Origin of the sequence: Bradyrhizobium sp. SZCCHNRI2009 (assembly GCF_032485115.1) — a bacterium.
Lineage (GTDB): Bacteria > Pseudomonadota > Alphaproteobacteria > Rhizobiales > Xanthobacteraceae > Bradyrhizobium.
Map to the genome: position 1 here is coordinate 33,245 of NZ_JAUEUH010000012.1, position 12,118 is coordinate 45,362.

General features: G+C 65.7%; 12 protein-coding genes. 4 read left to right on the forward strand and 8 right to left on the reverse strand.

Going from position 1 to position 12,118, the window contains the following annotated elements; genetic code table 11:
- Nucleotides 1-20: 20 nt before the first annotated feature.
- The gene (locus tag QX041_RS31130) at nucleotides 21-2,804 is read right to left on the reverse strand and encodes a class I SAM-dependent DNA methyltransferase (protein ID WP_316167750.1); all 2,784 of its coding nucleotides are present in this window, start codon (nucleotides 2,802-2,804) and stop codon (nucleotides 21-23) included.
- 395 nt (nucleotides 2,805-3,199) lie between these two features.
- Here QX041_RS31130 and QX041_RS31135 point away from each other — a divergent pair, with 395 nt between their 5' ends.
- Entirely contained in the window at nucleotides 3,200-4,507 is a 1,308-nt protein-coding gene (locus tag QX041_RS31135) for a sorbosone dehydrogenase family protein (RefSeq protein ID WP_316167751.1), read from the forward strand.
- Between the two features lie 61 nt (nucleotides 4,508-4,568).
- Here the strand turns inward: QX041_RS31135 and QX041_RS31140 are convergent, their stop codons facing one another.
- The gene (locus QX041_RS31140; RefSeq protein WP_316167753.1) at nucleotides 4,569-4,817 is read right to left on the reverse strand and encodes a hypothetical protein; all 249 of its coding nucleotides are present in this window, start codon (nucleotides 4,815-4,817) and stop codon (nucleotides 4,569-4,571) included.
- A 189-nt stretch (nucleotides 4,818-5,006) separates the two neighbouring features.
- Between QX041_RS31140 and QX041_RS31145 the strand changes: the two genes are divergently transcribed.
- Nucleotides 5,007-5,180, forward strand: a complete 174-nt coding sequence (locus QX041_RS31145; RefSeq protein ID WP_316167754.1) for a hypothetical protein — start codon at nucleotides 5,007-5,009, stop codon at nucleotides 5,178-5,180.
- Nucleotides 5,181-5,412: 232 nt separating this feature from the next.
- On the opposite strand, the gene QX041_RS31150 is transcribed toward QX041_RS31145, so the two are convergent.
- The gene (locus QX041_RS31150) at nucleotides 5,413-6,228 is read right to left on the reverse strand and encodes an NAD-dependent protein deacetylase (protein WP_316167815.1); all 816 of its coding nucleotides are present in this window, start codon (nucleotides 6,226-6,228) and stop codon (nucleotides 5,413-5,415) included.
- A gap of 107 nt (nucleotides 6,229-6,335) precedes the next feature.
- On the opposite strand from QX041_RS31150, the gene QX041_RS31155 reads away from it, so the two are divergent.
- Nucleotides 6,336-6,491, forward strand: a complete 156-nt coding sequence (locus tag QX041_RS31155) for a hypothetical protein (protein ID WP_315715974.1) — start codon at nucleotides 6,336-6,338, stop codon at nucleotides 6,489-6,491.
- Nucleotides 6,492-6,497: 6 nt separating this feature from the next.
- On the opposite strand, the gene QX041_RS31160 is transcribed toward QX041_RS31155, so the two are convergent.
- From QX041_RS31160 to QX041_RS31180, 5 genes are read right to left on the reverse strand one after another with little or no spacing between them, the layout of a single operon-like run.
- The gene (locus tag QX041_RS31160; protein ID WP_315715973.1) at nucleotides 6,498-7,403 is read right to left on the reverse strand and encodes a polysaccharide deacetylase family protein; all 906 of its coding nucleotides are present in this window, start codon (nucleotides 7,401-7,403) and stop codon (nucleotides 6,498-6,500) included.
- A gap of 4 nt (nucleotides 7,404-7,407) precedes the next feature.
- Nucleotides 7,408-8,208: an ABC transporter permease gene (locus QX041_RS31165; RefSeq protein ID WP_315715972.1), complete on the reverse strand. Its 801-nt coding sequence runs from the start codon at nucleotides 8,206-8,208 to the stop codon at nucleotides 7,408-7,410.
- Nucleotides 8,205-9,071 carry an ABC transporter permease gene (locus tag QX041_RS31170; protein WP_315715971.1) on the reverse strand — a complete coding sequence of 289 codons (867 nt, stop codon included), beginning with the start codon at nucleotides 9,069-9,071 and terminating at the stop codon, nucleotides 8,205-8,207. The genes QX041_RS31165 and QX041_RS31170 overlap by 4 nt, the downstream gene beginning before the upstream one ends.
- 2 nt (nucleotides 9,072-9,073) lie before the next feature.
- Entirely contained in the window at nucleotides 9,074-10,144 is a 1,071-nt protein-coding gene (locus QX041_RS31175) for an ABC transporter ATP-binding protein (protein WP_315715970.1), read from the reverse strand.
- The gene (locus tag QX041_RS31180; RefSeq protein ID WP_315715969.1) at nucleotides 10,141-11,175 is read right to left on the reverse strand and encodes an extracellular solute-binding protein; all 1,035 of its coding nucleotides are present in this window, start codon (nucleotides 11,173-11,175) and stop codon (nucleotides 10,141-10,143) included. The genes QX041_RS31175 and QX041_RS31180 overlap by 4 nt, the downstream gene beginning before the upstream one ends.
- 198 nt (nucleotides 11,176-11,373) lie before the next feature.
- Between QX041_RS31180 and QX041_RS31185 the strand changes: the two genes are divergently transcribed.
- A complete protein-coding gene (locus tag QX041_RS31185; protein WP_315715968.1) occupies nucleotides 11,374-12,111 on the forward strand; it encodes a GntR family transcriptional regulator in 738 nt (245 codons plus the stop codon).
- Nucleotides 12,112-12,118 lie beyond the last annotated feature (7 nt).

Here is a 12,118-nt window from a genome sequence, read left to right on the forward strand (position 1 = left end):
CCCCTCTCAAATAAACCGGCCTAGGCTCCAGCTTTCGACTTTCGGACGGCCCCCGTCTTGGCCGCCGTCTGCTCGGCCGTCATCTTCGTATACATGTCGAACAGCTTTTCCAGCCGCTCGGTGTCGTTGCGAAAGCGCCGCCCGATATAGATGCGCTCGAGCACCTCGTCGTTGCGGTCGTGAGCGGCGCGGAGGTCGTCGGGCATTTTGTCGGGGTCGTAGAGGTCGGCGATTGTCGCCGGAAAATGGGCTTCGCGTACAAGCAAGATATCCTCGGCGCAACGGTTGAGGTCCGCCTTGTTCTTCTCTGTGAGCGTGGGGACAGGAAAGGTATTCCATCCGAGTGTATTCGAATACGAGAAGTCAGTTCTTAGACGAACACACACCGTCGCAATCCAAACAAGATGCACGCGAGAGACTAATAACGCCATATTCCAAAGCGGCGAATTGAACAAAGCAAAGCACTTGTTGGAAATGATGGTCCCTGCTGGCAATATCCCACATGGGAGATACTCTCGATTTTCGGAGCTGATCGCCGGAACGGCAATGATCGTTTCAGATCCGGTTTGACGCCTCTCATCGAACCTATGAGGCCACTCTGCCCCGCGTTGGGTAGCAATCTTAGCGCTGGCCAAGCGCATCGCGCGCACGGCATCGATGCGCTTCCCGATTACGGGGTGATCCTGACTTTCAGGCGCATCCGCATCGCTGACCCAAATGCAAAAACGCGCCCTTCCTCCAATAAATTCATCCGAGCCAAATATCGGACGAATAAACTTCTCTCTATCTAGTTTAGAAAGACCTAAGCTGTTCAATTCAGACATCGAAAGCAGCAAATTTCCGCCATCCACCGGCTTGCTACCAAACGTCATGCCTGAGATTGCAGCAATAGGTGCGCTAGACTTTTCTACGATGACGTTTGGGCCGGAAACCAAGTACGGATTGATGTTGTCGACATCTTTGGCGACAGCCGTTTCATCTTCTGTGATCGTAAAAAGACGCCTCGTTCTACCAACTCGGCTAGATATCCCGACTACAACAACAGTGACCCCCGCCTTGTTGCTCGCAAGGTTTGACCATTTTAGCGAAGTGTGCGCGAACGAGATTTCGTGACCCGCCTGAAACAACAAAGGCCAAAGAATTGGCACTTGTTGGCCCTGGCAGATAGAGTTCGTCGCAACGAACGCAGCGGCGGCATTCCCGGACCTTCCATAGTCGGCCGCCTTCATGAACCAGCCAGCGACATAGTCTAGCGACTTCCAATTCTTCGTACGACTCGCGAAAACAGCCTTCAACTTCTCCTTCTGAGCTTCGGATTGCCAAGTTGATCCAAGATATGGAGGGTTACTGCAAATATACGTTTCGCCGCCCTCATTCTCGAAATCGATTTGTGTTTGCTCAAGCGGAGAGCGGAATAGATCATCGGATTGATACTTCACCCCAGTTCCGGCAGGCGGGCAAATGCTCAACCATTCAAGCTCCAGGGCGTCCCCACGAATAATCCAGTTATCCGCCTCGAGAGGCAGAAAATCCTTTAGCGCTTCCTTCTGTCCCCGATGCAGCACGTCGCACTGATACTCCGCGATGATCAACGCCAAACGCGCAATCTCGGCCGGAAAATCACGCAGCTCGATGCCGCGAAAATTGGTCAGCGGAATCTCGGTCTTGCGCTCCGACTCCCCGCGTCGCTGATTGATCTCCGCTTCGATCTTCCGCATCTCCTTGTAGGCGATCACGAGGAAATTGCCGGAGCCGCAGGCGGGATCGAAGACGCGGATGCGCGCCATGCGATTGCGCAGATTGAGCAGCTTTCGGGAATTGTCGCCGGCCTCGGCCAGCTTCTCCCTGAGATCGTCGAGGAACAGCGGATTGAGCACTTTCAGAATGTTCGGCACGCTGGTGTAGTGCATGCCGAGCGCGCCGCGCTCCTCGTCCTCGGCGACCGCCTGGATCATCGAGCCGAAGATGTCCGGATTGATCTGCTTCCAGTCGAGACGACCGATGTGCAGCAGATAGGAGCGCGCGATGCGGCTGAAGCGGGGAACGTCGAGGTTGCCGGAGAACAGCCCGCCGTTGACGTAAGGGAAGGCGTCGGCCCAGGGTCGCAGCTTGGCAGCAACCCGCTCGGGACCCTTCATGTTCATAGCGCGAAAGATCGCGCCGATCACATCATGCGCATTGCTGGCGTCGCTGTATTGCTCCACCGTCGCAGTGAACAAGCCCTCACCGTTGAAGATGTCAGTGCTTTCGGCGAAGAAGCAGAAGATCAGCCGCGCCATGAAGTGGTTCATGTCGTGCCGGCGCTCGTCCGTGCCCCAGTCCGGATTAGTCTTCAATAGCTCGACATAGAGCTGATTGAAACGGCGGGTCGCGCGGATGTCGAAGGTGTTGTCCCGGATCTGCTTGACCGTCGTGATGCCGGCCAGCGGCAGAAAGACCCCAAAGCGATTTGGGAAATCCTTGTAGGCGCAGGCCACAGTGTCGCCACTCGCAAGCTCTTCCGCCTCAAACCACTCGCCGTCGGTCGCCAGCACGAACTTGGCTTTGGCGCGCGCCGTGGCCGGGCTCGCTTTCAGGGCGGCCAGCGTCGCCGTCACCTCGCCCTTCGGCGCAACGGCGATGTGGATGTTGTTGGTCTGCAGCACGCCGCCGCAATCGGACTTGTTGGTCTCGCCCTTGCGCAGCCGCTTGAGCGTCGCCTCCTTGTTGCCGAACGCTTGCAGGAACGCAAAAGGGAACTCTGTGGCATCGAAAGGCTGCTCGGCCAGCGCGGAGATGGCCTCTTCGATCTCGACGGCGTTCATGGTGGTCCTGGCGGTGCGACGCGGTGATTCTGGTGGCGGTTATCGCGCAGGGTGTGCCGCGCGCCAAGCGTGATGTGTCCGGCGCGGCGTCGGGCAAGGCCGTCGTCATGGAGACGTCGGCAACTGTTCGGGAAGGTGCCGGCCGGCACCACCCGTGTGGCACCCCACCCCCGACCCTCCCCGCGTGCCGCCATCGCTGGCGCGATGGTGGCGTGGGGGAGGGGGGCGCGGGCGGCGTGCGCGATGGCGGGAAGTTGGCGGCGGGTTCCGCAGGCCCCATCCGCGGCGCACGCAGTTGTCACGTTGGGCGTGGTAGACCATAACGACATGGTCTTTCCGCCATCGCCCGATGGCCGCTCATCCCATCCGTCGATCCAGTCCGAAACAGGATTCCCATGACCACGCTCTCCTCCATCGTCGCGCGCGGTGTCGCGCTGGTTGGCAATGCGGCGCTGCAGTGGCGCAAGCTGCAGGGGGAGACGCCGCAGCCGGCCTGGGGGGCGCAGCCGCAGATTCCGGTCGCGAAGCCGCAGGGCCTGCTGCCGACCTTGAAGATGCCGACGGCGCGGGGCTGGCGCGACGGCGAAAAGCCGGTGGCGGCGGCGGGGCTGAAGGTGAATGCGTTCGCCACCGGGCTCGATCATCCGCGCTGGATCTATGTGATGCCGGACAAGTCGGTGCTGATCGCCGAGGCGACGCAGATTCCGAGCCCGGTGCGCAACATGTTCGGCTATGCGATGCAGGCGACGATGCGGCGGGCCGCGGCGCTCGGCGTCAGCGCCAACCGCATCACGCGGCTGGTCGATGCCGACGGCGACGGCACCGCCGAGCGCCGCAATGCCTTCATGGAGAATCTCAGCCAGCCGTTCGGCATGGCGCTGGTCGGCGACACCTTCTATGTCGGCAACACCGACGGCATCGTCGCCTTCCCCTATTCTGCGGGCGCCGAGCGCATCACCGTGTCGGGTAAGCGGCTGACCACGTTCAAGCCGGGCGGGCACTGGACGCGCAGCCTGCTGGTCAGCCCCGACGGCAGCAAGCTCTATGCCGGCGTCGGCTCGCTCACCAACATCGCCGAGCTGGGCTTCGAGGTCGAGGAGGGCCGCGCCTGCATCTATGAGCTGGACATCGCGAGCGGCGCGAGCCGCATCTTCGCATCAGGCCTGCGCAATGCGGTGGGGCTGGCGTTCGAGCCGTCGACGAAGGTGCTGTGGACCGTCGTCAACGAGCGCGACGGGCTCGGCGACGAGACGCCGCCGGATTACCTCACCTCGGTGCGCGAGGGCGGCTTCTATGGCTGGCCCTATTGCTACTGGGGCAAGACGGTCGACGACCGCGTGCCGCAGGATCCGGCCCTGGTCGCGACCGCGCTCACGCCGGACTATGCGCTCGGCGGCCACACCGCCTCGCTCGGCCTGTGCTGGCTGCCGGCAGGCACCCTGCCCGGCTTCCCCCAGGAGGGCATGGTGATCGGCCAGCACGGCTCGTGGAACCGCAGCAAGCTGTCCGGCTACAAGGTCGTGTTCATCCCGTTCGAGAACGGCAAGCCGTCGGGCCCGGCGCGCGACATCCTCTCGGGCTTCCTGGCGCCGGACGAGAGCTTCTCCTATGGCCGGCCGGTCGGCGTGACGCTCGGCCCGGACGGCTCGCTGCTGGTGGCCGACGATGTCGGCAACTGCATCTGGCGCGTGACGGCGGCGTGAGGCAGCAGGCTGCGACGATCGAGGCGGCGCGCGGCCTCGATCGTGCCTGCAACTGTCATCCTCAATCGTGGCCGTAGTACTGGCGGTTGCAGTAGCGGCGGCCGGCTTCGTGCTTGGCCGCGCGCTGGGCCGGGGTGGCGTTTGCCGGCATCAGGAAGTTGCCGCTCGCAAACAGCTGCAGGCAATTGACGTAGTTCTTGTTGCCGAGCCACTCCCAGCCGGCCGAGGCCGGCGATGTCGATGCTGACGCGAGCAGGCCGGCGGTCGCGACGATGGCGGCGGCGGCGAACAGACGAATGCTGGAAGTCATGACCTTGTCCCTCGATCCTCGAGGCTGCCTCGTGCAGCCGATGGGGAGATCATGGCGAACAGGACGCGCAGCTTCCGTGATAGTGCGCACAGAGAGAGCAGTGATGTCGCACCGACGGGACCGCGGCGCGCGGCCGCGGAACAAGCATCATGTCCGCGACGTTGTCCGGCACAGCGACAGGAGAGTTCCATGGCCGACAACGTCAATCCCGATCAGAAGCAGCCGGGCGAGAACCACGAGGGCAAGTTTCACTACAATCCAGGCAACCAGGCCGGCAAGACGGTCGAGGTCGGCAAGCCGGAGAGCGAGCAGGTCAACAACAAGGACCGCGTCGAGCAGCGCGAGGAGCCGCAGTCGCGGTGAGGTGTCTGGCTCATGTGAGCCGAGCTCTCGCCGCAGCAACGGTGAGCTCCCTCTCCCCGTTCTTACGGGGAGAGGGTTGGGGTGAGGGGCAGCCACAACCACTGACCGTGTGGAGAGTCCCCCTCACCCGGATGGCATCTTCGATGCCATCCGACCTCTCCCCGCAAGCGGGGCGAGGTTGAACTGAGCAAGCCGGAAGATCTCGCGTCTCATTCGGAATCGAGCTTACTCCCTACCCCTCCAACAAAAACGCCAGCGCCTCGTCGCACGGCGCTTCCACCTTCAGCGACAAGAGGTCATCCGCACGGGTGCGGCCGAGATTGACGGCGACGATGGGGATGTTGCGGTCGGCGGCGGCGCGGACGAAGCGGAAGCCGGAATAGACCATCAGCGAGGTGCCGACGACGAGCATGGCGTCGGCCTGCTCGACATGCTCGCGCGCGGTGGCGACGACCTCGCGCGGGACGGTTTCGCCGAAGAACACGACGTCGGGCTTGAGGATGCCGCCGCAGACGCGACAGGCCGGCACGGTGAACTCAGCGAAATCGACGCCGTCGAGATCGGCATCGCCATCGGGCGCCGCGGCGGCATCATGCGCCAGCCAGTGCGGATTGGCGCCGGCCAGGTCGTCCTGAAAGTCGGCCCGCGACAGCACGGCGCCGCATCCCAGGCAGCGGACGCGATCGAGCCGCCCGTGCAGATCGATGACGTTGTTGGTCCCGGCGGCCTGGTGCAGCCGGTCGACATTCTGCGTCACCAGCAGCGAGCTCTTGCCCTGCGCCTCCAGCCGCGCCAGCGCATGATGCGCGCCGTTCGGCTGGGCGCGGCCGAAGCGTCGCCAGCCGACCATGCTGCGCGCCCAGTAGCGGCGGCGCGTCTCGTCGCTGCCGACGAAGGCCTGATAGGTCACCGGCGGCGTGCGCTTCCACTGCCCGTCGGTGTCGCGATAGTCGGGAATGCCGGAGTTGGTGCTGCAGCCGGCGCCGGTGAGCACGACGATGCGGCGGTGATTGTCGAGAAAGGATTTCAGCGCGGTGGGATCGGCCATGGCGCAGATGTAGTCGCCGGAACCGGCCTGCGCCAGTCCGCCACACCCCGGCCAGATCGCATGAACCATTGCGCGCGCCCGATCTTATCCCGGCGGGAGGACCTGCCATGACACCACGCAACGGGCATGATCGCGGATTGTGGCCGCTCGACGCGGACGAACGGGATGGCGAGCCGATCGATGACGAGCGCGACCTCGCGACCGGCGAGGGCGGCACCATCGAGGTGCCGCTGACCGACGAGGACATCGCCAACGACGATTGACCGCGCTCAGGATTCCGGCGGCACCGTCGCCAGCCAGTGCCGGGCGATGTCGGCGCGCGGCGCGATCCACGCCGCACCGTTGCCTGTGATGTGATTGAGGATGCGGTCGAGCGCGCCGATCCGGCCGGGGCGGCCGATCATGCGCAGATGCAGCCCGATCGACAGCATCTTCGGCGCCGTCGCGCCCTCGCGCACCAGCCAGTCGAAGGCGTCGATGACGTAGTCGGCGAAGTCCGCGCCGCGGAAGCGCGAGCCGTTGAAGAACTGCATGTCGTTGCTGTCGAAGGCGTAAGGCAGCACCAGATGCGGGCGGCCGGCGACGGCGACATAATACGGCAGGTCGTCATTGTAGGCGTCGCTGTCGTAGAGGAAGCCGCCCTGCTCGACCAGCAGCCGCCGCGTGTTGGGCGAGCTCGCCGAGCGCGTGTGCCATCCCAACGGCGGCCTGCCGGTGACGCGCTGGATCGTCTCCACCGTGCGCGCGATCACGCGGCGCTCCTCGGTCTCGCCCATGCCGGCGTGGCTCTGCCAGCGCCAGCCATGCGCAGAGATCTCATGGTCGCGCGCCACGGCATCGCGGGCGAGCTCCGGCGAACGCTCCACCGCGCGGCCGCAGGCGCTGACGGTGACCTTGACGCCATGGCTGTCGAACAGGTCCATGATGCGCCACCACGCCGCCCGCGTGCCGTATTCGAAATGGCTGTCGATGCAGGGGTCGGGGCCGTCGAGCCGGTGCACGACCTCGTAGATCGCCTCGTTGCTCGTATCGCCGTCGCACATCGAGAATTCAGAGCCCTCCTCGAAATTCACCACCAGCGACACCGCGACGCGTGCGTCGTGGGGCCAACGCGGATGCGGCGGCCTGCCGGCATAGCCCGTGAGATCGCGGCGGAAGGCAGGCTGTGAGGTCATCGCGTCAATCCGCGGTTCCGGCCATGCGGTGCAGGCCGACCAGGCGATCGCTGATCAGCAGCAGCACCAGGGTGCCGGCAAGAATGAGGGTGGAGAGCGCGGCCAACGTCGGATCGGGCGCCTCCTCGATATATTGCAGCATGCGGATCGGCAGCGTCTTGGAACGCACATCCGTCAGGAAGATCGAGACCGGATAGTTGTCGAACGAGGCCAGCAGGCTGAACAGCCCTGCGATCAGGAACGACGGCGCCAAAGCCGGCACCATCACCCTGAGCACGCTGCCGGCATAGGTGCAGCCGAGCGTGCGCGCCGCCTCGATCAAGGTGAAGTCGAAGCGGGAGAGCCCGGCGATCATGGTGCGCGCGACGTAAGGCAGCGTCACCACGAGATGCGCCACCAGCAGCGCGCTCCAGGTCGCGGTGAAGCCGACCATGCGGAAATATTGCAGCAGCGCGATGCCGAGCACGAGGCCGGGCATCATCAGGGGCGACACCAGCAGCGTGCCCAGCGCGGTGGCGCCGGGCAGCCTGCCGCGCGCGATGGCGATGGCGGCGAGCGTGCCGGCGACCAGCGACAGCGCGGTCGACAGCACGGCGATCTGCAGCGACAGCGACAGCGACGGCCAGAAACCGTCGAGCCGGCCGATGCGGCCATACCAGCGCAGCGATGCGCCTGACAGCGGCAGGTCGAACACCGGCGTCGGCGAGAAGCTTGCCGCGGCGATCACGACCAGCGGCAGCAGCAGGAACAATGCGAGCCCGACCGCGAGCGCCCAGCAGATGATGATGGCAAGGCGCGACATCATTTGGGCTCGCGCGACAGCATCGCGCTGAGCGCGACGACGATGACGGCGATCGCCAGCAGCACCACGCCGGCGGCGGCGCCGAAGCCGGGCTCGCGCGCCAGGAGATAAGCCTTGGCGATGGTGGTGGCGAGCGTCGGATATTTCTCGCCGATCAGCAGCGTCGGCACCACATAGGCCGACACCGACAGCGAGAACACCAGGGCGACGCCGGCGATGATGCCCGGCAGGGTCAGCGGCAGGATGACGCGGAAGAACACGACCAGCGGCGAGGCGCCGAGCGTCGCGGCGGCTTCCGCATAGCGCCCGTCCAGCTGCGCCACCACCGCGTAGATCGGCAGCGCCATGAACGGCAGGAAGATATTGACGGCGCCGACGATCAGCGCGGTCTGGGTGAAGATCATGCGGATCGGATCCTCGATGATCCCGACTGCGATCAGCACCGTGTTGATGAGGCCGTCGCTGCGCAGCAGGATGGTCCAGGCGAACGCCTTGACGATGACGGAGGCGGCGAGCGGCAGGAACAAGGTCGCCAGCAGGATCGAGCGCAGTGGGCCGCGCGCACGCGCCAGCGCGAACGCCGCGGGATAGGAGATGAAGAAGGCGATCAGGGTCGTCAGCAGGCCGAGCCGCAGCGAGTTCCAGATGATTCCGAGATAATAGGGCGTGCCGAGCAACCGGACGTAATGCGCCGAGGTGACGCCGCCCTTGGGGTCGAGCACGCTGACGCCGAGGAGCAGCGCCAGCGGCAGCACGAACACCAGCGCGATGATCAGCAGCGATGGCGCGACGAAGCCGAAGGCGGCGAGCCTGTCGCGATCCGGCGCGGGCTTGACGATCGGTGCTGATAGCACGGCGTCGGTCATGGTCAGGTCTCGGCGGCGAAGGCGAAGGTCTCGGCGACGGGCCAGGCGAAGCGGACCTCGTCATGCACGCGCGGCAGCTCGGCCTCGCGGCCCGAGAGCTCGGCGAGCAGGCTCGCGCCAGCGCCGGCATCGACGTCCACCAGGGTCCGCGAGCCCTGGAACACGACCGACCGAACTCGGCCGGCCGCGGAGTTGGCACCGTCACCAGCGCCCAGCCGCAACTGCTCCGGCCGCGTCGCCACGATCACCGAGGCGCCCGGCTGGAACGCGCCGCGCGCCGACAGGCGGCCGACCGGCGTCACCACCTCCACAGTGCCGTCCTGCGCGCCGACCACCTGGCCGGCGATGCGCGTCGACAGCCCGACGAAGTTGAGCGCGAACAGGCTGGCCGGCCGGGCATACAGCTCGCGCGGCTCGGCGAGCTGCTCGATGCGGCCCTTGTTCATGACCGCAACCCGGTCCGACATCGTCAGCGCCTCGTCCTGGTCATGAGTGACGAAGATCGCGGTCGCCTTGACCTCCTGCAGCAGGCGGCGCAGCTCGACCTGCATCTCCTCGCGCAGCTTGCGATCGAGCGCCGACAGCGCCTCGTCGAACAGCAGCACGTCCGGCTCGACCGCGATCGCCCGCGCCAGCGCGACGCGCTGCTGCTGGCCGCCCGACAGCGCCGAGATGCGGCGGCCGCCGAGATGGCTGAGCTTGACCAGCGCGAGCGCGCGCTCGACCGCGCGGTCGGTCTCGGCCTTGGGCGTGCCGCGCACCTTCAGTCCGAAGGCGACGTTGCCGGCGACGGTGAGATGCGGAAACAGCGCATAGCTCTGGAACACGACGCCGACATTGCGCCGGTGCGGCGGCACATGGGTGACGTCGCGCCCGGCGAGCGCGATCGTCCCGGTGTCGGGCGGCGCGAGGCCGGCGATCGCACGCAGCAAGGTGGTCTTGCCGCAGCCGGATGGGCCGAGCAGGGTCACCAGCTCGCCGCGGCGGATCGTGAGATCGACGCGATCGAGCACGGTCGCCGCGCCAAACCGCTTCGAGACCCCGCTGATGACGAGATGCGGAGCGGCGCTCATGTCATCTCCTTGCTCCAGCGATCGACCCAGCCGGCGCGGTTCTTCGCGATGAAGGCCCAGTCGGGCGCGAACAATGTCGCGGGATCGGGATAACCGGCCGGCAGCGGCGTGGCCTGATTGGTCGGCGCGATGAACGCCGTCTTGGCGAGGATGCTCTGCGCCTCCGGGCTGAGATAGAAGTCGATCGCGGCGTCGGCGAGGTCGCCGGCCGGCGCGCCGCTCACCTTGGCGATGCCCGACGGCATCGAGAAGCCGCCATCCCTCGGGATTGCGAGATCGACCGGCGAGCCGTCCGCTTTCCGGATCAGCGTGTAGGCCGAGAACTGGCCGCCGATCATCCAGGCCTCGCCCTGCTCCAGCAGATTGATGGCCTGCGGTGCGTTGGTATAGACGTTCAGCAGATTGGCCTTCAGGCTCTTGATCTTCTTGAAGCCGGCGTCGATTTCGTACTGCGCCTCCTTGTAGGGCTTGCCGGTCTCGAGATGCGCGGCGGCGAGCAGCGTCCAGAACCCTTCGGTGTTGGACAGCGACGGCACGACGATCTTGGAGTCGTATTTCGCGTCCCACAGCTCGGCCCAACTGACGGGCGGCGTCTTCATGCGCCTGGTGGAATAGGCGATGCCCACCCACGGCTTCTGGTAATTGGCCCACATGCCGTCCTGGTGCACGGCGTCGTCGACCAGCTTGCCGAGATTGGGAATCGCCGACGCCGACATCTTGGTGATCAGCCCTTCGGCCGCGGCCGGCAGCATCACCGGGTCGTCCATGATCACCACCGAGATCTTCGGGCTCGCCTTGTCGGCCTGCATCTTCTGCAGATTGGTCAGCGAGTTGGTGCCCTCATAGAGCACCTTGCAGTCGAGCTTCTTCTCCAGCACCGGAAACAGGTCGGAGTTGAAATATTTGGCGGCGCCGGCCGGGCCGCCGATCACGATCTCTTTCGGGGCGGCGCGCACCAGGGCTGGCGCGGCGAGCGTGGCGGCGAAGGCCGCACTGGTCTTCAGAAGGCTGCGTCGGGAGAAGGGGTGCATGACGAGGATCCCGTGTGAGCTGTCGCGTGGCGTGTCACCCGCGATCAGCAAGCGCCGTGCCAAATGTGCACATTCTTGATTCATCAATGAGATCAGCGTTCCGGGCTATGTCTCGATCCGCAGCGCGCCCGGCCGCGGACAGAATGTGCACATTTTTTGGAGGTGACGTGCCGCGCCTTTGGGCCTAGCTAAAACCTCATGGCGATGCGAGCGCAGCGAATCGGGAAGGCCAATCCCGCCGAGGACGAGGCGGTGTACCAGGCCATCCTGCGCGCGCTGCTGGAGGGCAAGCTCAAGGCCGGCACCAAGCTCGCCGAGACGCCGCTCGCCGCGCTCTTCGGTGTCTCGCGCGAGCGCATCCGAAAAGTTCTTCACCGGCTCGGCGCCGAGCGGCGGCTGGAGATGATCCCGAACCGTGGCGCGCGGGTGCCGCGGCCGACGCTCGATGATATCAGACGGGTTTATGAGGCACATCGCGTACTCGAGGCCGGCGTGCTCAGCCAGCTGGTGCTGCGGGTCGATGATCTCCTGCTCGCACGGCTCGATGCGCATCTGGCCGAGGAGCGCGCCGCCGCGCAGCGCGGCGATCGCGCGACGTCGGTGCGGCTGTCTGGCGCCTTCCACGTCCATCTCGTCGACTCCATCGGCAATCCCGAGCTGTCGCGCATGCTCGCCGATCTGCTCAGCCGCTCCTCGGTGATGGTGTCGGTATACGAGCCGGCGGCGCAGTCGATCTGCGCGGTCGACGAGCACGGCGCGATCGTCGACGCGCTGCGCGACCGCGACCTGCTGCGCGCGATCGCGGTGTCGCGAGAGCACTTCCTGCATGTCGAGGGCCGGCTGCGGCTCGACGACGATGCGGCGACGCCGTCTCAGGATCTCGCCGCCGTGTTCGCCGGACGGCGGCCGCTGCGCGGCAAGCTGCGGTCGGCTTAGTCGGACC

Excerpts from the sequence above, each read along its gene's own strand:
- QX041_RS31170 (WP_315715971.1), bottom strand. The coding sequence starts at position 9,071 with ATGACCGACGCCGTGCTATCAGCACCGATCGTCAAGCCCGCGCCGGAT.
- QX041_RS31140 (WP_316167753.1), bottom strand. The coding sequence starts at position 4,817 with ATGACTTCCAGCATTCGTCTGTTCGCCGCCGCCGCCATCGTCGCGACC.
- QX041_RS31175 (WP_315715970.1), bottom strand. The coding sequence starts at position 10,144 with ATGAGCGCCGCTCCGCATCTCGTCATCAGCGGGGTCTCGAAGCGGTTT.
- QX041_RS31180 (WP_315715969.1), bottom strand. The coding sequence starts at position 11,175 with ATGCACCCCTTCTCCCGACGCAGCCTTCTGAAGACCAGTGCGGCCTTC.
- QX041_RS31185 (WP_315715968.1), top strand. The coding sequence starts at position 11,374 with ATGGCGATGCGAGCGCAGCGAATCGGGAAGGCCAATCCCGCCGAGGAC.
- QX041_RS31150 (WP_316167815.1), bottom strand. The coding sequence starts at position 6,228 with ATGGCCGATCCCACCGCGCTGAAATCCTTTCTCGACAATCACCGCCGC.
- QX041_RS31160 (WP_315715973.1), bottom strand. The coding sequence starts at position 7,403 with ATGACCTCACAGCCTGCCTTCCGCCGCGATCTCACGGGCTATGCCGGC.
- QX041_RS31145 (WP_316167754.1), top strand. The coding sequence starts at position 5,007 with ATGGCCGACAACGTCAATCCCGATCAGAAGCAGCCGGGCGAGAACCAC.
- QX041_RS31155 (WP_315715974.1), top strand. The coding sequence starts at position 6,336 with ATGACACCACGCAACGGGCATGATCGCGGATTGTGGCCGCTCGACGCG.
- QX041_RS31130 (WP_316167750.1), bottom strand. The coding sequence starts at position 2,804 with ATGAACGCCGTCGAGATCGAAGAGGCCATCTCCGCGCTGGCCGAGCAG.
- QX041_RS31135 (WP_316167751.1), top strand. The coding sequence starts at position 3,200 with ATGACCACGCTCTCCTCCATCGTCGCGCGCGGTGTCGCGCTGGTTGGC.
- QX041_RS31165 (WP_315715972.1), bottom strand. The coding sequence starts at position 8,208 with ATGATGTCGCGCCTTGCCATCATCATCTGCTGGGCGCTCGCGGTCGGG.